Below are 19928 nucleotides of genomic sequence, written 5' to 3' on the forward strand. Positions count from 1 at the left end.
GACCACTCTGCCTTGTACGGTGGCCGTGCACGTCCGCGACCTGCCCGTCACCGGGCGGGCGCCGTACCCAGGAGGCAGACATCACCACCACCCCGCCGACGAAGCCCGTCCAGGCATCGAGCTGGGCTCATGCCGAGACCTACGTGCCCGAGGACGACGTCCTCGCCGCGGCGCGGGCCCGCGCCGCCGAGGTCGGTGTCGTCCCCATCGGTTCCGGCAGCGGCGCAGCCCTGCGCTTCCTCGCCTCCGTGCTCGAGGCCCGCGCCGTCGTCGAGGTCGGCACCGGCACCGGGGTCTCCGGGCTCTGGCTGCTGCGGGGCATGCGCGCCGACGGCGTGCTCACCACCGTGGACATCGAGACCGAGCACCAGCGCCTCGCCCGCCAGTCCTTCACCGAGGCTGGGATCCCCACCAACCGCGCCCGGACGATCTCCGGCGCGGCCCTCGACGTGCTCCCGCGCCTGACCGACGGCCACTACGACCTGGTCTTCTGCGACGGCGACAAGACGGAGTACTCCGCCTACCTCGCCGAGGCGATGCGCCTGCTGCGGCCCGGCGGCGTGGTGGCCTTCGACAACGCCCTGTGGCACGACCGCGTGGCCGACCCCTCCCAGCGTGACGAGGAGACCGTGGCCATCCGCGAGCTGGGCAAGGAGATCGCCGCCCACGACGAGCTCGTCTCCCTGCTCCTCCCCGTCGGCGACGGGCTGCTGCTCGCGAAGAAGGAGTGGAACCCCGAGACCCACTGAGGCTCGGGCGCTCCCCTGCGCACCACACGACGTCGGGCTCGGACCAGCTGGTCCGAGCCCGACTGCGTCTCTGCGTCTCTTCGTCTCTGGGAGGACTCAGCCGGCGTTGGCCGGCTCGGGGGTGTCGGCGCCGCCGGTGGTCCGCCCCTGCACCCCGAACCGCTTGGGCCACCAGAAGGCGTCGCCGAGCAGGAGCGCGAGCGCGGGCACCAGGACCGTGCGCACCAGCAGGGTGTCCAGCAGGACGCCGATGCAGATCACGGTGCCGATCTGGGCCAGCACCACCAGCGGCAGCACGCCGAGCACGGCGAAGACGGCCGCCAGCACGATGCCGGCGCTGGTGATGACGCCACCGGTCGCGGTCAGGGCGCGGAGCATGCCGCGTCGTGGGCCGTGCGTGCGCGCCTCCTCCCGCGCCCGGGTGACGAGGAAGATGTTGTAGTCCACCCCGAGCGCCACCAGGAACAGGAACGACAGCAGCGGGGTGCTGTTGTCCAGGGCGTCGAAGCCCAGCGGGCCGGTGAACAGCCACCACGACGCACCGAGCGCCGCGACGTACGTCGCCAGGACCGTGAGCACCAGCAGCACCGCGGCCACGGGCGCGCGCAGCAGCGCCAGCAGGGCGCCGAGCACGAGCACCAGGATCAGCGGCAGGATCACCATCCGGTCCCGCACGGCGCCGGTGTTCTCGTCGATCGCCTGGGCCTCGGTGCCGGTGACGTGGGTGTCGTCGTAGTCCGCGAGCCGGTCGCGCAGCCGCTCGACGCCATCCCGCACCTCCTGCGATCCGGTGTCCCCGGCCAGCACCGCCTCGATCTGGGCGACGCCGTTGCCCTCCTCGGTGATCCGCGCACCGCTCACGCCCTCGGTGTCAGCGATCGTGCGCAGCACCTCACGCGGGTCGTCGGCACCGGTCACCACGCGGGCCGGGTCGACCAGGCCCGCGGGGAAGGACTCGCCGACCCGCTGCAGAGCGGTGATCGCCTCGGGCTCGTCGAGGAACTGGTCCTCGGTGTCCAGACCCGAGCGCAGCCCGAACACGCCGGTGGCCAGGACCGCCAGGAACACCAGCGAGGCGACGACGAACGCCGCCGATCGGCGCGAGACCTGGTGCCCGATCCGGGCAAAGACCGAGGTGGTGCTGTCGACCAGCGACGCCTCGCCGACGTGCGGCACCTTCGGCCAGAAGATCCACCGCCCGAACAGCACCAGCGCGGCGGGCAGCACGACCAGCGCGGCGAAGACCGCGACGACGATGCCGATCGCGGTGGCCAGGCCCAGGCCGCGGGTGGTCGGGGTCAGCGAGAGCAGCAGCGTGAGCACGCCCAGCACCACCGTCGTGGCGCTGGCGAGCACGGCCGGCGCCGTACGGCCCAGCGCGACGCGCATCGCCTCGTGCCGCGACTCGCGTCGTCGCAGCTCGTCGCGGTAGCGCGAGATCAGCAGCAGGGCGTAGTTGGTGCCGGCGCCGAAGACCAGCACCGACAAGATCCCCACCGTCGACTCGTCCCAGGCCACGTCGAGGCGCGCGAGCACCTGGGTGGCCACGATCGCAGCGACCCTGTCGGCCACGCCGACCACGATGATCGGGACCAGCCAGAGCACCGGGCTGCGGTAGGTGATCACGAGCAGGATCGCGACGATGCCGATGGTGGAGAGCAGCAGGCGCACGTCGGCACCGGCGAAGACCTCGGCGAGGTCGGCCCGCACGGCGGCCGGGCCGGTGACCTCCTCCTCGACGCCGTCCGGGACGCCCTCGGCGAGCTGGTCGCGCAGGTCGGCCACGACGTCGGAGTTCTCATCCGACGTCGTCGCCTCGACCGGCACCACCGCGATCGCCGCAGTCCCGTCCTCGGAGACCTGGAGCGGCCCGTCGGGACCGACCGGCGCGGCCTTGACGTCGGAGGCCAGGGTGCGCAGCTCACCGAGCGCCCGCTGCTCCAGCTTCCCGCCGCCGCTGGCACTGAAGACCACCACCGCGGTGCTCGCGCCCTTGTCGGGCAGCTTCTCCTGCAGCTCGGTGGCATAGGTGCTGTCCTGCCCGGCGGGCAGCGCGTCGATGTCGGTGCGGGTGCGGTCGCCCTCGCCCACGAGGCCGAGCATCAGCACGCCCAGCACCAGCGGGAGCAGCGCCACCAGCCAAGCAGTCCGGCGTCCGGTGATGAGCCGGGTCAGCCGTCCCCCCGCGTCGTGCCCCGTCCGGGCCGCGGTGTCTTCCATGAGCGCTCTCCCTGCATCCTTCTCGATTGTTCGCTAACTTAGATACTAAGGAGGTGAGCAAATGTCGGAGAACCCGCGCCTGACCGGGCCGATGCCCGCACTGCGCGAGCTGATGACGCTCACCGTGCGCGTCCGCCACCAGCTCGCCCGTCGAGCCGGGCTGAGCGAGACCGAGCTGCTCGCGCTCGACCACCTCTCCACCGGGGTCCGTGGCCCCGCCGAGCTCGCCCGACTGCTCGACGTGAGCACCCCGGCGGCCACCGGCATCGTGGACCGCCTCGAGCGGCGCGGACACGCGCTGCGCCGTGCGCACGAGGCCGACCGGCGCCGCACCGAGGTGCACATGACCCAGACCGGCCGGGTGGAGGTGCGCGCCCAGCTCGAGCCGATGCTCGAGGCGATGCGCGACCTCGACGCGGGATTCAGCCAGGAGGAGCTGGACGTGGTCGAGCGCTACCTGCGCGGCGCCCAGGGCGCGATGCGCGCACTGCTGGACGAGCAGCCGGAGTCAGAGGCGCGCTGAGGCCTCGAAGCCGTCCCAGCCCTCCGCGATCCCGACGATCTCGCAGGGCTGCACGAGCTCCGGGGGGCTGCCGATGATCCGGGAGATCTCCGAGCCCTCGACGGTCTCGGCCAGCTCGGCCTCGAAGTCCGCGCACGCCTGGTCGGAGGCGAAGACGTAGACCGCCTCGAACCACTCCCCCGGCGCCGTGCGCCAGAGCTTGAACCGCAGCCCGGAGCGACCGGTGTAGGTCGCGTGCTCGGCGCTCGCCACGTGCCGAGCGAGCTCCTGACCGACGCCGGCCGGGGCATCCCCCAGCGGCCAGCGCACGGTCAGGCCCTTCACCCGATGCCCGCCAGCGGTGATTCGCCACCCAGCCACTGCAGCAGCGCCCGGGCACCGAAGCCGGTGGGACCGGTGGTCCACTCGTGCCGCTCCTCGGGGGCGTCGCCCACCGAGGCCACGTCGAGGTGGGCCCACGGCACGTCGCCGACGAAGTGCTGGAGGAACAGCGCCGCGGTGATCGCCCCGGGGCCGCCGGCGGCGTTGTCGGCGTCGGCGACCTTGGAGGAGAGCTTGTCCTCATAGACCGAGGCCAGCGGGAAGCGCCACAGCTCCTCGCCCGAGGCCGCGCCCGCAGCCTCGATCGCCGCAGCGAGCGCATCGTCGTTGGCGAAGAAGCCGCCGAGGTGCTGGCCCAGCGCGACCTTCATCGCGCCGGTCAGCGTGGCGACGTCGACGACCACGGTCGGGTCCAGCTCGGCCACGGCATAGGCAAGCGCGTCGGCGAGGACCAGGCGGCCCTCGGCGTCGGTGTTGGTGACCTCGCTGGTGCGCCCGCCGTAGTGGCGCACCACGTCACCGGGCCGCATCGAGCTGCCGGAGACGGCGTTCTCGGCGGCCGGGACCAGCCCGATGACGCGGACCGGGCAGTCGAGGTCGCGCAGCGCGGCCATGGTGGAGAGCACCACGGCGCCACCGGTCATGTCGCGCTTCATGGTGGTCATGGCCTGGGCGGGCTTGATCGAGAGGCCACCGGTGTCGAAGGTGATCCCCTTGCCGACGAGCACCACGGTGGGCGTGCGCCGCCCGTGCTTGCGGGGGGTGTAGTCGAGGCGGATCAGGCGCGGCGGCGTCGCCGAGCCCTGACCGACGCCGATCACGCCGCCGAAGCCCTCCGTGGCGAGTCGCTGCTCGTCCCAGACGGTGACCTCGAGGCCGGCCTCGGCGGCCAGCTCGACGGCCTGCTCGGCGAGCCAGGCGGGGTTCTTGAGGTTGGAGGGGACCGTCGCGAGCACGCGGGCGCGCCAGCCGGCGCCGCCGATCGCGATCGCGCGTCGTACGACGTGGTCCTCGGCGCCCGGGACGCCGGCGAGGACCACCCGGGTCACGGGCAGGTCCTCGGGCGGCGTGGAGCGCCAGTGGAAGACGAAGGAGCCGAGCATGGCACCCACGACGAAGGCCTCGAGCGCCTCCGGGCCGGCGACCGCCGGGACGGAGGTGGCGACCGCGTCGCGGCGGCGTACGGCCCGGGCGAGCTCCGCGCCGGCCCGGCGCAGGTCGGCGGGGCGGGCCGCGCCCACCCCGACGAGCAGCACCAGGCGCAGCTCGGGATTGTCTGGACCGCCGGGCGCCACCGGCAGCGCGGTGACCTCCCCGGCGGCACCGGTGGCCCGCTCACCCTCGAGCAGGGCGAGGAGGTCGATCCCGAGCAGGGTGGCGAGCTCGTCGGCCCCCGGACCGAGCAGGACGCTGCCGCCCCCCTCGGCCGGGAGCACCGGCACGGCCACCACGTCCACCCCGCGCACCGCACTCGGCCGCTGCTCGCTGATCGCGAACTGCGGAGGTGAGGGCTGCGCGGGGAGGACGTGGGTCCGAGCAGAGGACGAACGCAGGGGTGTGGTCAACGACCTAGCCCACGACATCCTTGAGAGCATTGCCGAGCGCACCGGCTTCCTCGGCGTTGAGCTCGACAACGAGACGGCCACCACCCTCGAGGGGAACGCGCATCACGATGCCCCGACCCTCCTTGGTGACCTCCAGCGGACCGTCGCCCGTCCGCGGCTTCATCGCCGCCATCCGGCACCTCTTCCTTGCGGTTGTCCCTGCACCGGATCGAGCGACCACGGCGCGCGTGCTGGACCATTATCCCCTATCCCCAGAGTGACTGGGGCCACACCCCGCGCACTGAATGCGGCGAGTTTCCAGCGGGTACACGCTCGGGTTCGGACCACGTGGTGGGGCAGACTGCCGGGATGACCGACTCGACAGTCCTCCTCGACCTCACCGACGGCGTCGCGACGGTGACCCTGAACCGCCCCGGGGCGATGAACAGCCTCGACGTGGCGACCAAGGTGCTGTTGCGCGACACGCTCCAGCAGGTGGCCGACGACCCGGCCGCGCGCTGCGTGGTGCTGACCGGCACCGGCCGCGCGTTCTGCACCGGTCAGGACCTCAAGGAACACATCGAGATCCTCCAGAGCGACAGCAGCGAGCAGCTGTTCCGCACCGTCGAGGAGCACTACAACCCGATCGTCACCGCGATCGCGACGATGCCCAAGCCGGTGATCGCCGCGGTCAACGGGGTCGCGGCGGGCGCGGGCGCGAGCATCGCGATGGCCTGCGACCTGCGGGTGGTCGCCGACACCGCGGGCTTCAACACGGCGTTCGCCAACGTGGCGCTCTCCTGCGACACCGGCGCCAGCTACTTCCTGCCGCAGCTGGTCGGCAAGGCTCGGGCGCTGGACCTGCTGTACTTCCCCCGCACCGTCGGCGCGGCCGAGGCCCTCGAGGTGGGGCTGGCCAGCAAGGTGGTCGCGGCTGCGGACCTGGGCCCGGAGGTCGGGCTGCTGGCCCAGCGCCTCGCCGAGGGGCCGACCCTGGCCTACGCGGCGATCCGGCGCGCCGTCGACCACTCCGCCGGCCACGGTCTCGCCGACTCGCTCGCCTTCGAGGGCCAGATGATGAGCCTCACCGGCGCCACGGCCGACCACCGCACCGCGGTGGCCGCGTTCGTGGCGAAGGAGCAGCCGGTCTACCAGGGGCGCTGAGCGGCCGCTCGGCCCGGCTCAGACCACCTGGGTGAGGTAGGCCCAGGTGAACACGCCGACCCCGACGCCCATCCCGAGGTGGGCCAGCAGCGACAGCCACGGGCCCTGCGACCAGGTGTCACCGGCGCCCGCGGCGGCGTGCTTGCCGCGGACCGGCATCCAGCGGAGCAGGATCGCCAGGCCGGCGAGCGCGACGATCCACCACAGGCCGATCGCCACGATGCCGGCGTTGGAGCCACCGAGCGCGGTGTCGTCGCCGGCGATGAGGAAGACCGTCCAGACCAGCAGGGCAAGGACCCCCGCGACCGTGTGCACGTCGAGCAGGCGACGTCCCACCTGGAGCGAGCCGGCCGCCCGGGAACCGCCCAGGCGCACCCGGGTCAGGACCACCACGACCGCCGCGAGCACGGTCAGGACGTAGACGAGGACAGTCATGGACACGGGGGGCAGTGTGCCCTACGCAGTCTCGGCGTCGCCATCGCGCGGCGCCTCGATGGACATCCCCCGAGGGGTGTCGGCCGGTGCCGGGGGCGCGACGGGCTTCTCGAGCTGGCCGGCCAGCCGGTCCAGGAGGGCGTCCACCTCCGACATCCGGTAGCCCCGGAAGGCCAGCGAGAACCGCACCCGGCGCAGGTCCTCCGCACGCACCGGCTCGTCGGCGGGCACGAGCACGTCGGGGCGGTCGTCGTACTCCACGGACATGGGGGTCCCCCGTCCCGAGGCGACCACCGCCACGGCGCCCATCACGAGGACCAGCAGGATCGCGAAGAACCACATCACGGCGCGTGCTCCTCGCGTGCGGCCCGCAGCACGGCCACGGCCTCCTCGACGTCGTCGGTGATCAGGAGCATGTCGAGGTCGGACTGCTGGATCTTGCCCTCGGCGAGCACGGTGTCGCGCAGCCAGGCGACCAGCCCGGTCCAGTAGTCGGTGCCGAGCAGGATGATCGGGAAGCTGGTGACCTTGCGGGTCTGGACCAGGGTCATCGCCTCGAACAGCTCATCAAGGGTGCCCACGCCGCCCGGCAGCACCACGAAGCCCTGGGTGTACTTCACGAACATCGTCTTGCGCACGAAGAAGTAGCGGAAGTTGACCCCGGAGTCGACCCACTCGTTGAGGCCGGACTCGAAGGGCAGCTCGATCCCCAGGCCGACGCTGAGGCCACCTGCCTCGCAGCAGCCCTTGTTGGCCGCCTCCATCGCGCCGGGGCCACCGCCGGTCACCACCGCGAAGTCGGACTCGGCGAGCGCGCGGCCGAGCCGCTCGCCCAGGGCGTACGCCGGGTCCTCGCGCGAGGTGCGCGCGGAGCCGAAGACCGCCACCGCCGGGCCGAGCTCGGCGAGCGCGCCGAAGCCCTCCACGAACTCGGCCTGGATCCGCAGCACCCGCCACGGGTCGGCGTGCACCCACTCGGCCGGGCCGCGGGTGTCGAGCAGCCGCTGGTCGGTGGTCGTGCCGTCGATCTGCGTGCGCCGCTGGATCACCGGTCCCTTGTGCTTGGTCATGCCTCGCCTCCCAGCCAGGCGCGCAGCCGCGCCTCGCAGCGCTCGATGTCGGCCACCGGCACGTGCTCGTCCTGCTTGTGGGCGAACAGCGGGTCGCCGGGCCCGTAGTTGACCGCCGGGACCCCCAGCGCGGTGAACCGGGCCACGTCGGTCCAGCCGAACTTCGGGGCCACCTCGCCGCCGACGGCCGCGATGAAGGCCTGCGCCGCCGGGCGGTCCAGGCCAGGCAGGGCGCCGGGGGCGCTGTCGGTGACCGTGAGCGCGAAGCCGTCGAAGAACTCGCGGACGAACGCGAGCGCCTCCTCCTCGCTGCGGTCGGGGGCGTAGCGGAAGTTCACCGTCACCACGCACTCGTCGGGGATCACGTTGCCGGCGACGCCGCCGCGGATGCCGACGGCGTTGAGGCCCTCGTGGTACTCCAGCCCGTCGATGACCGGGCGGCGGGGCTCGTAGGCCTGGAGCCGGGCGAGCACCTCCCCCGCGGCGTGGATCGCGTTGACGCCGCGCCAGCTGCGCGCGGAGTGGGCGCGCTCGCCGGTGGTGGCGACCTCGACGCGCAGGGTCCCCTGGCAGCCGGCCTCGACCGCGGCGTTCGAGGGCTCCATCAGGATCGCGAAGTCCGCGTGCAGCAGCTCGGGGTCGCTGGCCGCCAGGTGGGCCAGGCCGTTGTGCTCCGAGGCGATCTCCTCACCCTCGTAGAGCACGTAGGTCACGTCGCGCACCGGCTCGGCGAGGGCGTGCGCGAGCGTGAGGATGACCGCGTCGCCGCCCTTCATGTCGCAGGTGCCCAGGCCGTGCAGCACCCCGTCGACGAGGCGGCTGGGCAGGTTGTCGTTGACCGGGACGGTGTCGAGGTGCCCGGCGATGACAACGCGCTCGGGGCGGCCCAGCTCGGTGCGGGCGACGATCGTGTTCCCGCGTCGTACGACGTGGAGGTGGGCCAGGGGCTGCAGCGCGGCCTCGACGGCGTCGGCGATCGCACGCTCCCCCAGGCTGACGGACTCGATGTCGACGAGCGCAGCGGTGAGGGCGACCGCGCCGATGCTCAGATCCAGCGTCGGGCGTCCGGTGTCCTGGTCGGTGGAGGTCATGACTGAAGTCAACCAGCCGCCGCTCACCGTCGCGCCCGCCACCGGCAACCGGGCGCCCCGAACGGCTACCGGATTGCTAGAACGCGTTCTAGTGTGGCGGCCATGCGCCACGGAATCGTCCTGTTCACCTCCGACCGCGGCATCACGCCCGCCGCCCTGGGCCGGGCCGCCGAGGAGCGCGGGTTCGCCACGCTCTACGTGCCCGAGCACACCCACATCCCCGTGCGGCGCACGGCGGCGCACCCCGGGACCGGCGACGAGACGCTGCCCGACGACCGCTACACGCGCACCCTCGACCCGTGGGTCTCGCTGGCGACGGTCGCCGCGGTGACCGAGCGGATCGGGCTGGCGACCGCGGTCGCGCTGCCGGTCGAGTCCGACCCGATCACGCTCGCCAAGCAGATCGCCACCCTCGACCACCTCTCCGGTGGCCGGGTCACGCTGGGCGCGGGGTTCGGCTGGAACACCGACGAGCTCGAGGACCACCACGTCCCGCCCGGGCGGCGGCGCACGGTGCTCAAGGAGTACGTCGAGGCGATGCGCGCCCTGTGGACCCAGGAGGAGGCCTCCTACGCCGGCGAGCACGTCTCGTTCGGCCCCTCGTGGGCCTACCCCAAGCCGATCGGCCGGGTGCCGCTGGTGATCGGTGCCGGCGGCGGCCCGAAGACCTTCCGCTGGATCGCCGCGCACGCGGACGGGTGGATGACCACCCCGCAGCAGACCGACATCAGCGCGCACATCGAGGCGCTGAAGAAGGCCTGGGCCGAGGCCGGGCGCAGCGGACAGCCCGACATCCGGGTGCTGATCGCGTTCCGCCCCGACCCCGCCGACCTCGCCGCCTGGGCGGAGGCCGGCGTCACCGAGCTGATCTGGGGCGTCCCGGACGCCGCGCCCGACGGCGTACTCGCCCACCTGGACAAGCTCGTCGGACGCCTCGGCCTCTGACCCCTCGCCGAGTCGGCGCGCCAGGGGCGCCGACTCGGCGATCAGGGTGGGTCAGGCCTTGCGGATCACCAGCCTCGCCTGCTCGCCGTCGCCGACGGTCACGGTGGTGACCGCGTCGGTGCCGGCGCCGTCGACCGCGTCGCTCACGTCGTACGACGTCGCGAGGGTCTCCCCGGCCACGAGCTTCTCGTGGGTGCGCGCGGCGTCCTGGACGGCGCCGGAGCCGGCGATGGTGAGCGCGATGCGGTCGGAGACCTCGAGGCCGGCCTCGCGGCGGGCCTGCTGGACCGCGCGGACCAGGTCGCGGGCCAGGCCCTCGGCGGCCAGCTCCGGGGTGACCGCGGTGTCGAGCACCACGAAGCCACCGCCGGCGAGCATGCCCAGCGCGGTGTCGTCGCCGGTGGTGCCGGCGACGGTCTCCAGGGTGTACTCGCCCTCCTGGAGCACCAGGCCGCCCGCGGTCACGGTGCCGTCCTCGGCCACCGACCAGTCACCGCTCTTGGAGCCCTTGATCGCGCGCTGGACGTCCTTGCCCAGCCGCGGCCCGGCGGCGCGGGCGTGGACGGTGAGCTTCTGCTCCACGCCGTACGCCGAGGCCTCGTCGGAGGCGGCATCGAGCAGGCGGACCTGCTTGACGTTGAGCTCGTCGGCGACGATCGAGGTGAACCCGGCCAGTGCCGCGGCGTCCTCGACGACCACGGTCAGCGAGGCCAGCGGCAGCCGGTTGCGCAGCCCCGAGGCCTTGCGCAGCGCCGAGGCGGCCGAGCAGACCTCGCGGACCTGGTCCATCGCGGCGACGAGGGCGTCGTCGGCCGGCAGCTCCTCGGGCGTCGGCCAGTCGGTCAGGTGCACCGAGCGGCCGCCGGTGAGCCCGCGCCAGATCTCCTCCGCGGTCATCGGCAGCAGCGGGGCGACCGTGCGGGTCACGACCTCCAGCACCGTGGCGAGGGTGTCGAACGCCTCCGGCGAGGCCTCCCAGAACCGGTCGCGCGAGCGGCGGATGTACCAGTTGGTGAGCACGTCGATGAACCCGCGCGTGGTCTCGCAGGCGTCCGCGATCGCGTAGGCGTCGAGCTGCTCGGTCATCGTCGCGACGTACTGGCGGGTCTTGGCCAGCAGGTAGCGGTCCAGCGGGTCGCTCGAGGTGGTCGAGCGGGTCGCCTCGTGGCCCGCGCCGTCGTTCGCCGCGTTGGCGTAGAGCTGGAAGAAGTACCAGCTGTTCCACAGCGGGATCATCACCTGGCGCACCGAGTCGCGGATGCCCTGCTCGGTGACGACCAGGTTGCCGCCGCGCAGGATCGGGCTGGCCATCAGGAACCAGCGCATCGCGTCGGCGCCGTCGCGGTCGAAGACCTCGCTGACGTCGGGGTAGTTGCGCAGCGACTTGCTCATCTTGTTGCCGTCGCTGCCCAGCACGATGCCGTGGCTGATGCAGGAGCGGAACGCCGGCTTGTCGAACAGCGCCGTGGCCAGCACGTGCAGCGTGTAGAACCAGCCGCGGGTCTGGCCGATGTACTCCACGATGAAGTCGCCCGGGAAGTGGCCCTGCTTCTCGGCGGTGCCGTCGAACCAGTCGCGGTTCTCGAAGGGGTAGTGGTTCTGGGCGAACGACATCGACCCGGAGTCGAACCACACGTCGAGCACGTCCGGCACGCGGCGCATCATCGAGCGCCCGGTCGGGTCGTCGGGGTTCGGGCGCACCAGGTCGTCCACGAACGGACGGTGCAGGTTGGGCTCGCCGTCCGCCCCGCGCGGGATCCGGCCGAAGTCGCGCTCGATCTCCTCGAAGGAGCCGTACACGTCGAGGCGGGGGTACGCCGGGTCGTCGCTCTTCCACACCGGCACCGGGCTGCCCCAGAACCGGTTCCGGGTGATCGACCAGTCGCGGGCGTTCTCCAGCCACTTGCCGAACTGGCCGTCCTTGATGTGCTCGGGCACCCAGCGGATCTGCTGGTTGAGCTCGACCATCCGGTCCTTGAACGCGGTGACCTCGACGAACCACGAGGAGACGCCCTTGTAGATCAGCGGCTCGCGGCAGCGCCAGCAGTGCGGGTAGGAGTGGTCGTAGGTCTCGCGGCGCAGCAGGATGGTGCCCTCGGTGACCGAGCCGCGCTCGCCCTCGCCGCGGGTGGCGGCCTTGAGGTGGTCGATGATCTGCAGGTTCGCGTCGAAGACCAGCACCCCGGCGTACTCCTCGACCGGGTGGGTGAACCGGCCGTCCTTGCCGACCGGCATCACCGCCTCGATGCCCTCGCGGTCGGTGACCTCCTTGTCGACCTCACCGAACGCCCCGGCGGTGTGCACCACGCCGGTGCCGTCGGTGGTGGTGACGGCGTCGTCGGCGGCGACCACGCGGAAGGCGTTCTCGTGGCCCAGGTAGTAGCCGAACGGCGGGGTGTAGCGGCGCCCGAGCAGGTCGGAGCCGCGGTAGCGGCCGAGCACCGTGAACTCGCCCTCGGCGTCGGCGAGCTCGCGCCGGTACGCCGGGAGGCGGGCCTCGGCGAGCAGGTAGCGCGCGGTCTTCTCGGTGCCCGGGACCGGCGCCTCGACCACGACGTAGTCGATGTCGGAGCCGACCATCACCGCGAGGTTGGAGGGCAGCGTCCACGGGGTCGTGGTCCAGATCAGGATGTGCGCGCCGTCGAGCACCGGGTCCTCACCCGTCGCCTCGAGCGGGTAGCCGACGGTGACGGCCGGGTCCTGGCGGTCCTTGTAGACGTCGTCGTCCATGCGCAGCTCGTGGTTGGACAGCGGCGTCTCGTCGTTCCAGCAGTAGGGCAGCACCCGGAAGCCCTCGTAGACCAGGCCCTTGTCGTGCAGGGTCTTGAACGCCCAGATGACGCTCTCCATGTAGGAGGGGTTGAACGTCTTGTAGTCGTTGTCGAAGTCGACCCAGCGGGCCTGGCGGGTCACGTAGTCGCGCCACTCGCCGGCGTACTTCAGCACCGAGGCGCGGCAGGCGTCGTTGAACTTGTCGATGCCCATCTCGACGATCTCGTCGGTGGTCTTGATGCCGTTGAGGCGCATCGCCTCGAGCTCGGCGGGCAGGCCGTGGGTGTCCCAGCCGAAGCGGCGCTCGACGCGCTTGCCGCGCATCGTCTGGTAGCGCGGGACGATGTCCTTGACGTAGCCGGTGAGCAGGTGGCCGTAGTGCGGCAGCCCGTTGGCGAACGGCGGGCCGTCGTAGAAGACGAACTCGTTGGCGCCGTCGGCCCCCGGGTCGCGCGCCTCGACGCTGGCCGTGAACGTGCCGTCCTCGTCCCAGTAGGCCAGGACCTTCTTCTCGATCTCGGGGAAGCGAGGGCTGGAGGGGACGGCGTCGTGGCCGGCGGTGGAGACCTTGGGGTAGGTCATCGGGGGCTTCTCCTGGGTCGTCGTGCTCGGGCTCGGGCCACGAGGACGACGAATGCCGCGGTACCACCTCGTTTGCCCCGCCCCCAGGGACGAGACCACTCATTGTCGGCTGTGACGGGCCGGCCCGCCCGGTTCTACTGGGGTCCGCGTGGAACGTGGTGCCGCGGACCTGTTCTTCCGGGGGCTCGCCGCTGATGACGGCTCGAACGCCTGTGTCTCAAGGGTACGCGGGGCGCCGGAGCCGCGCCAACCGGTTGGCGCTCGTGGACGAGCGGGCAGAAGTCGCCCGCCCGGGCCGGCTCACGCGGCGCGGCACACCCGGCATCGCACCTCTGCCCGTGCGGCCACGGCTGCCTCCAGCACGCGGCTCGCGAGGTGAGCGCGAGCAGCTGCCCGGTGGTCGCGGCGCCGCCGAGCTGCTCCAGGGCCTCGAGGACTGACACCCCGCCACCCTGACCCGGAAGCGGCCCCGGCGCGCCCCGCGTCTCCACAGCTTGACCAGCACCGGTCGCGCTGCTCGGATGCGGAGATGAGTGACATGTGGCTCGACCCCGCCGAGGATCCCCGCGACTACTCCCCCGCCCGCGGCGAGAAGGGGACGGTGCTGCAGTACCTGCGCAACTACCGCCTGACCTTCGAGCTGAAGTGCCAGGACCTCGACGCCGAGCAGATGGCCCGGCGCGCGGTGCCGCCGTCCACGCTCTCGCTGCTCGGGCTGCTGCGCCACCTCGCCCAGATGGAGCACCACTGGTCGGTGCGGGTCCTGCGCGGCGTGGACACGCCCCAGCTCTTCAAGACCCCCGAGGACCGGGAGGCCGACCTGCACGGCGGCAGCGCGGACCCGGCCGTGGTCGAGGAGGCCTGGGCGACCTGGCGACAGGCCGGCGCCGAGGCCGACGCGGTGTACGCCGCAGAGGACTGGGACCGCCTCCTCGGCGATCCGGGCACCCCGGAGGAGGAGCGCACCGAGGTCCGCGACGTGATCGTGCACGTGCTCGAGGAGTACGCCCGCCACGTCGGGCACGCGGACCTGCTGCGCGAGTGCCTGGACGGGCGCACCGGGCAGTAAGACGACACTCGCCCCTGCCCGGCGTCGGCCGGACAGGGGCGAGTGGTGACGGGTCGCGGACTCAGAGGTCGACGGTCGCCTTCCACGAGGAGTGGATGGCGCCGTGGATGTAGTTGACCTCGCCGGCGTCACCGACGACGTCGACGCTGAACCCAGCCTCGCGCAGCTCGTCGGCCAGCGGCGCCGCGGCGGTGGTGCCGTCGGCGTAGATGACCATGTCGGCGGGCGCGGAGTGGCTGGTCTCCCCCTCGGTCCACTCGACGCCGGCCTCGGTGATGCGGGTGACCGAGACGTTGCGGTGGATCTGCACGCCGTGCTGCTTCGCGTGGCGTACGGCGGTCCAGCGGCGCGGCATCGCCAGCGGCAGGCCGAGCTGCTGCTGCTCGTGCAGCAGGGTCACCCGGCGGCCCCGCTCGGCGAGGAACTCGGCGAGCTCGAGACCGACCAGCGAACCACCGATCACGACGACGTCCTTGCCCATCGGCAGGAAGCCCTTGGTCAGCTGGCGTACGACGCCCGGCCGCTTGGTCAGCCCGGAGAGCCGGCCGAGCTTGCCCAGGGTGCGCAGCACCGGTCCGGCCTCGTCGGCGGTGGCGGTGCCCAGCATCAGCGCACGCAGGGTGTCACCGGTCTGCACGATCGGCAGGTCGCCGCCGGGGAAGTCCGGCTTGGGACGGACCGCGCCGGTGGCCACCACGACGTGGTCGGGGTTCAGCGCGCGGATCGTCTCGACCGTGGCCGGGGTGTTCAGCCGCACCGCGATGCCGAGGCGCTGGATCTCGGAGCGGAACCAGTTCAGCAGCCGCTCGTTGTCCGGCGTGGTCATCGTGGAGAACCACATGGTGCCGCCGAGGCGGTCGGACTTGTCGATCACGGTCACGCGGTGACCCCGCTCGGTGAGCACCCGGGCGCTCTCCAGGCCGCCGGGGCCGGCGCCGACGACGACCACGTGCTTGGTCTCCGAGGCGGGCTTCAGCGGCAGGAGCGCCTCGTTGCCCAGCGCCGGGTTGACCGCGCAGAACGGGGTGTCGTCGAAGAAGTTCTCCGCCACGCACAGGTAGCAGTTGATGCAGGGCCGGACCTCGTCGAAGCGCCCGTCGCGGATCTTGTTCGGCAGCTCGGGGTCGGCCAGCAGCTGGCGGCCCATCGCGGCGTAGTCGATCTGGCCCTTGGCGATCGCCCGCTCGGCGACCTCCGGCAGCATCCGGCCGACGGCGATGACCGGGACCCCGACGTGCTTCTTGATCTCGGCCGCGTTGTCGAGGTAGGCGCCGACCTTGGCGGGCAGCGGACCGTCGGTGAAGTTGTCGAAGGGGTTGCGCCCCCACCCGGTCACGTGGATGGCGTCCGCGCCGGCAGCCTCGAAGAGCTGCGCGGCCTCGACCGCCTCGTCCAGCGTGAGGCCGCCCTCCTGGCCGTACTCCTCACCGGAGACCCGGACCAGGACCGCGAGGCGGTCGCCGACGCGCTCCTTGACAGCGCTGATGACCTCGCACGCCAGGCGGGCACGGTTGACCAGCGGGCCGCCGTACTCGTCGGTGCGCAGGTTGTCGCGCTGGTTGAGGAACACGCCGAGGATGTAGCCGTGGGCCACGTGGATCTCGATCGCGTCGGCGTCGGCCTTGGCGACGCGCTCGGCGGCGTCGGCCCAGGTGGAGACCAGCCAGGCGATGTCCTCGTGCGTCATGTCCTTGTAGACGATCGGCTTCCCGGCCGTCGCGGCACCCATCCGGGCCAGCTCGCTCGGCGTGCTGTCGGCCAGGGCGGACATGTCGTAGCTGTAGTCGGGCTGGTTCGGGGCCAGCACCGGGCGGTCGTTGGCGACGTCGACACGCGCCACCTTGCCGTGGTGCGTGGACTGGATGCACAGCTTGCTCCCGGCGGCGTGGATCGCGTCGGCGAGCGCCTTGAGACCCGGGATGTAGCGGTCGTCGGAGAGACCGGGCTCCTTCATGGAGGCCGCCCCGTGGGGGAACGCGATCGCGCAGGCGCCGGTGATCACCAGGCCGGCGCCGCCGGCGGCGCGGGCGACGTAGTGGTCGATCTCCGCCTGCTCGATCTCGCCGTGCTCGGAGACGTTCATGTCCATCGCCGGGAGGACGATGCGGTTGCTCAGGGCCATGGGGCCGATGCGCCCCGAGGCCATCAGGTAGGGGAACTGGACGCTCATGTCACCACGGTAGGACTTCCCGACCGCCTCCTCAGAACCGCTGCCGACGTGAGAACGCCGACACTCCGGGACGGGTCGCCGGGCCGCCCGAGGCCGCCCCGGAAGGGGGCACCGAGGGGGGCTAGACCCCTGCCGCATCGAGCGCGTCGAGGGTTCGCCGGTGCCCGAGCACGATCAGCTCCTCGGCGCGGTGGAAGTCCAGCGAGCGGCAGGCGTCCGCCGGCACGGTCACGACCACGTCGGCCGGCACCGCGGCCATCCGGTAGCGCGCGACCACCCCCTGCATCGCCTCGAAGGACTGGGCGGTGACGTCGCGCATCGTCAGCTCGGCGGGGAGCTCGTCGGTGCCCCAGCTGGTGCGCACCGGCTGCGGCACCAGTTCCTGCTCGTGGTCCTCCCGGTCCTCGCGGCCGGTGATCCCGGCGACCGTACGGCGAAGTCGGCTGCGCCACTCCTCGAAGCGCTGGGGCGCGGCCGACTCCCGGGTGGGGGCGACCTGGTCGCGGACCCGGCGGCGCGGGCCGGTCAGCGACACCGCCACGGTGAGATCGGAGGGGACCCCCACCGTCGGGTCGATCGGCACCGGGTTGGTGAGCCCGCCGTCGACCAGCAGCCGGCCGTTGATCATCGCCGGCGTGAACACCCCGGGGATCGCGATCGACGCGCGGACGGCGGCGCGCAGCGGGCCGCGCTGGAACCACACCTCGCGCCGGGCGGCGAGGTCGGTCGCGACCGCGGTGAAGGGGACCGGCAGGTCCTCGATGTGGACGTCGCTGAAGATCTCCTGGATGGCGTCGAGCAGCCGGTCGGCCGCGAGCACCCCCGGCGAGGCGAGCTTCGGGTCCAGCAGGCGCAGGACGTCGCGCCGCTGGAGCGACGTCGCCCAGTCGGCGAACTGCTCCAGGTGCCCCGCGCTCGCCAGGCCGCCCACCAGCGCCCCCATCGAGGTGCCGGCGACGGCGACGATCTCGCAGTCCCGCTCCCGCAGTGCTCGGACCGCACCGATGTGCGCGTAGCCGCGAGCGCCGCCGGAGCCGAGGGCCAGAGCCACGCGAGTCACCATGGCCCGACGCTAGAACACACCGGGGCGCCGCGATGCCACGACGATAAGATCGGCAGGTGACTGACGCCCTTCCGACCACTGCCTGGGGCCACGGCCTCGCCACCCTCGACACCGACGGCCACGTCCTGGACGTGTGGTTCCCGGCCCCGGCCCTCGGGACGCCCGACGGCAGCGAGGCGCCGGCCGAGCTCGCCGCGGCCGCCGGGGAGGACTCGCTGCGCGGCGTGCGCACCGAGGTCCGCACCGTCGAGATCGGTGACCTCCAGGCCGCCCCGAGCTCCACCGAGGACGTCTGGCTACGCCTGCACCTGCTCTCGGCGCGCCTCGTACGCCCGCACACGATCTCGATGGAGGGCGTCTTCGGGCTGCTCACGAACGTCGTGTGGACCTCCGCCGGGCCGTGCGCGGTCCAGGACTTCGAGCTGACCCGCGCCCGGCTGCGCGCCGCCGGCCAGCAGGTCGCGGTGTACGGCGTGGACAAGTTCCCCCGGATGGTCGACTACGTCGTGCCCACCGGCGTCCGCATCGCCGACGCCGACCGGGTCCGCCTCGGCGCCCACCTGGCCGAGGGCACCACGGTCATGCACGAGGGCTTCGTGAACTTCAACGCCGGCACGTTGGGCGCCTCGATGGTCGAGGGCCGGATCTCCGCGGGCGTCCTCGTCGGCGACGGCTCCGACGTCGGCGGCGGGGCCTCGATCATGGGCACCCTCTCCGGCGGCGGCAAGCAGGTCATCTCCGTCGGCGAGCGCTGCCTGCTGGGCGCCAACTCCGGCCTCGGCATCTCCCTGGGCGACGACTGCGTCGTGGAGGCCGGCACCTACATCACCGCCGGCACCAAGGTCGTGGTCTCCGACGCCTTCGAGACCGAGGGCAAGCCGCGCGTCGTCAAGGCCCTCGGCCTCTCCGGCATCAACAACGTGCTGTTCCGCCGCAACTCGATCACCGGGGCGATCGAGGCCGTGCCGTGGAAGAGCGAGCGCGTCGAGCTGAACGCCGCGCTGCACGCCAACTGACCGAGTCGGCCGACGCCTCGCGGAGCGGGTCCCCCACACTCCCCCACACCCGGGGGGGGACCCGCTCCCCGCATCCCGGGCGGTTTCGCCGCATCCGGAGAATGAGGGCATGCGCAAGAAGTTGGGAGCGGCAGCGCTGCTCGGAGCCGGCGGTCTGCTCGCCGTGAGCCTCACGGTGGGCATCGACGGGGTGCGCGAGGAGATGCGGGACGCGATCCCCTTCCTGCGACCCACCGAGCAGTGCACCGCGACGGTCGACGGGCGCAAGGTCACCCTGAGCCCCGAGCAGGCCGAGAACGCCGCGCTGATCACGGCGATCTCGGTGCGCCGCGGCCTGCCCGCACGCGCGGCCTCGATCGCGCTCGCCACGGCGTACCAGGAGTCCAAGCTGGTCAACATCGACTACGGCGACCGCGACTCGCGCGGGCTCTTCCAGCAGCGCCCCTCCCAGGGCTGGGGCACCCCGCGCCAGGTGACCGACCCGGTGTACGCCACCAACGCCTTCTTCGACGGGCTGACCAAGGTCCGCGGCTATGAGTCGATGGAGGTCACCGAGGCCGCCCAGGCGGTGCAGCGCTCCGCGTACCCGAACGCCTACGCCGACCACGAGGCCGACGCCCGGGTGCTGGCCTCCGCGCTCACCGGCAACTCCCCCGAGGCGTTCACCTGCACCGTCGACCTCGACGTGCCCGAGGCCTCCGACAAGCTGACCGGCACCGGCCTGGTGCCGCGCGCGCAGAACCTGCTCGAGGACATCGAGGGCGTCTTCGGGCCGCAGTCGCTCGGCGGCTTCGCCCCCGGCGGCGTGCGCGACGGGCACATGAGGGGCTCCGCGCACTACGACGGGCGCGCGATCGACATCTTCTTCCGCCCGATCAGCGAGGCCAACAAGGTGAAGGGATGGGCGCTCGCGCACTACCTGGTCGCCCACGCCGAGCGCCTCGGCATCGAGACGGTCATCTTCGACGACCGGATCTGGCAGGCCAGCGACTCCGAGGACGGCTGGGAGGACTACCGGCCGCAGTCCTCCGCGGGCGACCGCGCGATCCTGGAGCACCGCGACCACGTGCACGTCGACGTGGCCGACTGAGCTGACCTGAGGCCGACCTGAGGCCGATCTGAGGGATCGATAAGGTCTGGCGGCCCGGCGTGTGACCTCTGCCGCGATCCATGGGGTCCGCGCATCTGGGTCCC

The 19928-nt window shown here is 72.6% G+C and carries 18 protein-coding genes; 7 read left to right on the forward strand and 11 right to left on the reverse strand.

Translation table 11 applies throughout. From position 1 onward, the window contains the following. The first annotated feature begins 143 nt into the window (after positions 1–143). Positions 144–749 (forward strand): O-methyltransferase, encoded by a 606-nt coding sequence (locus HBO46_RS15600; RefSeq protein WP_317983882.1) that lies wholly within the window; start codon positions 144–146, stop codon positions 747–749. A 96-nt stretch (positions 750–845) separates the two neighbouring features. On the opposite strand, the gene HBO46_RS15605 is transcribed toward HBO46_RS15600, so the two are convergent. Further along, positions 846–2969 carry an MMPL family transporter gene (locus tag HBO46_RS15605; RefSeq protein WP_166133328.1) on the reverse strand — a complete coding sequence of 708 codons (2124 nt, stop codon included), beginning with the start codon at positions 2967–2969 and terminating at the stop codon, positions 846–848. Positions 2970–3030: 61 nt separating this feature from the next. Between HBO46_RS15605 and HBO46_RS15610 the strand changes: the two genes are divergently transcribed. Beyond that, the gene (locus HBO46_RS15610; protein WP_166133330.1) at positions 3031–3492 is read left to right on the forward strand and encodes a MarR family winged helix-turn-helix transcriptional regulator; all 462 of its coding nucleotides are present in this window, start codon (positions 3031–3033) and stop codon (positions 3490–3492) included. Here HBO46_RS15610 and HBO46_RS15615 read toward each other — a convergent pair. Genes HBO46_RS15615 through HBO46_RS15625 form a run of 3 tightly spaced genes read right to left on the reverse strand, consistent with a single transcriptional unit; the run spans position 3478 to position 5550 of the window. Then, the gene (locus tag HBO46_RS15615; RefSeq protein WP_166133332.1) at positions 3478–3816 is read right to left on the reverse strand and encodes a hypothetical protein; all 339 of its coding nucleotides are present in this window, start codon (positions 3814–3816) and stop codon (positions 3478–3480) included. The genes HBO46_RS15610 and HBO46_RS15615 overlap by 15 nt on opposite strands. Further along, positions 3813–5378 (reverse strand): leucyl aminopeptidase family protein, encoded by a 1566-nt coding sequence (locus HBO46_RS15620; RefSeq protein ID WP_224769137.1) that lies wholly within the window; start codon positions 5376–5378, stop codon positions 3813–3815. Before HBO46_RS15620 ends, HBO46_RS15615 begins: the two co-directional genes overlap by 4 nt. A 4-nt stretch (positions 5379–5382) precedes the next feature. Beyond that, positions 5383–5550, reverse strand: a complete 168-nt coding sequence (locus HBO46_RS15625) for a DUF3117 domain-containing protein (RefSeq protein ID WP_081795029.1) — start codon at positions 5548–5550, stop codon at positions 5383–5385. A 176-nt stretch (positions 5551–5726) separates the two neighbouring features. Here HBO46_RS15625 and HBO46_RS15630 point away from each other — a divergent pair, with 176 nt between their 5' ends. Further along, the gene (locus HBO46_RS15630; protein ID WP_166133336.1) at positions 5727–6521 is read left to right on the forward strand and encodes an enoyl-CoA hydratase/isomerase family protein; all 795 of its coding nucleotides are present in this window, start codon (positions 5727–5729) and stop codon (positions 6519–6521) included. An 18-nt stretch (positions 6522–6539) separates the two neighbouring features. On the opposite strand, the gene HBO46_RS15635 is transcribed toward HBO46_RS15630, so the two are convergent. Genes HBO46_RS15635 through dapE form a run of 4 tightly spaced genes read right to left on the reverse strand, consistent with a single transcriptional unit; the run spans position 6540 to position 9117 of the window. Beyond that, positions 6540–6956 carry a hypothetical protein gene (locus HBO46_RS15635; RefSeq protein ID WP_207950250.1) on the reverse strand — a complete coding sequence of 139 codons (417 nt, stop codon included), beginning with the start codon at positions 6954–6956 and terminating at the stop codon, positions 6540–6542. A gap of 21 nt (positions 6957–6977) precedes the next feature. Then, positions 6978–7298: a DivIVA domain-containing protein gene (locus HBO46_RS15640; protein ID WP_166135964.1), complete on the reverse strand. Its 321-nt coding sequence runs from the start codon at positions 7296–7298 to the stop codon at positions 6978–6980. Continuing rightward, a complete protein-coding gene (locus HBO46_RS15645; RefSeq protein WP_166133342.1) occupies positions 7298–8026 on the reverse strand; it encodes an LOG family protein in 729 nt (242 codons plus the stop codon). Before HBO46_RS15645 ends, HBO46_RS15640 begins: the two co-directional genes overlap by 1 nt. Continuing rightward, positions 8023–9117 carry a succinyl-diaminopimelate desuccinylase gene (gene dapE / locus HBO46_RS15650; RefSeq protein WP_166133344.1) on the reverse strand — a complete coding sequence of 365 codons (1095 nt, stop codon included), beginning with the start codon at positions 9115–9117 and terminating at the stop codon, positions 8023–8025. The genes HBO46_RS15645 and dapE overlap by 4 nt, the downstream gene beginning before the upstream one ends. A 102-nt stretch (positions 9118–9219) precedes the next feature. On the opposite strand from dapE, the gene HBO46_RS15655 reads away from it, so the two are divergent. Then, a complete protein-coding gene (locus tag HBO46_RS15655) occupies positions 9220–10062 on the forward strand; it encodes an LLM class F420-dependent oxidoreductase (RefSeq protein WP_166133346.1) in 843 nt (280 codons plus the stop codon). A 51-nt stretch (positions 10063–10113) separates the two neighbouring features. On the opposite strand, the gene ileS is transcribed toward HBO46_RS15655, so the two are convergent. Then, positions 10114–13416 carry an isoleucine--tRNA ligase gene (gene ileS / locus HBO46_RS15660; RefSeq protein WP_166133348.1) on the reverse strand — a complete coding sequence of 1101 codons (3303 nt, stop codon included), beginning with the start codon at positions 13414–13416 and terminating at the stop codon, positions 10114–10116. A gap of 529 nt (positions 13417–13945) precedes the next feature. Here ileS and HBO46_RS15665 point away from each other — a divergent pair. After that, positions 13946–14485, forward strand: coding sequence for a mycothiol transferase (locus HBO46_RS15665; protein WP_207950208.1), 540 nt, complete (start codon positions 13946–13948; stop codon positions 14483–14485). 61 nt (positions 14486–14546) lie between these two features. Here HBO46_RS15665 and HBO46_RS15670 read toward each other — a convergent pair whose 3' ends face one another. Both HBO46_RS15670 and HBO46_RS15675 read right to left on the reverse strand, forming a co-directional pair. After that, entirely contained in the window at positions 14547–16655 is a 2109-nt protein-coding gene (locus HBO46_RS15670; RefSeq protein WP_166133350.1) for an oxidoreductase, read from the reverse strand. Positions 16656–16776: 121 nt separating this feature from the next. Next, positions 16777–17718: a patatin-like phospholipase family protein gene (locus tag HBO46_RS15675; protein WP_166133352.1), complete on the reverse strand. Its 942-nt coding sequence runs from the start codon at positions 17716–17718 to the stop codon at positions 16777–16779. Positions 17719–17774: 56 nt separating this feature from the next. Between HBO46_RS15675 and dapD the strand changes: the two genes are divergently transcribed. Continuing rightward, the gene (gene dapD, locus HBO46_RS15680) at positions 17775–18734 is read left to right on the forward strand and encodes a 2,3,4,5-tetrahydropyridine-2,6-dicarboxylate N-succinyltransferase (RefSeq protein ID WP_166133354.1); all 960 of its coding nucleotides are present in this window, start codon (positions 17775–17777) and stop codon (positions 18732–18734) included. A 109-nt stretch (positions 18735–18843) separates the two neighbouring features. After that, positions 18844–19824: a hypothetical protein gene (locus HBO46_RS15685; protein ID WP_166133356.1), complete on the forward strand. Its 981-nt coding sequence runs from the start codon at positions 18844–18846 to the stop codon at positions 19822–19824. Positions 19825–19928: the final 104 nt, after the last annotated feature.

This window comes from Nocardioides ochotonae, from assembly GCF_011420305.2.
GTDB lineage: Bacteria > Actinomycetota > Actinomycetes > Propionibacteriales > Nocardioidaceae > Nocardioides > Nocardioides ochotonae.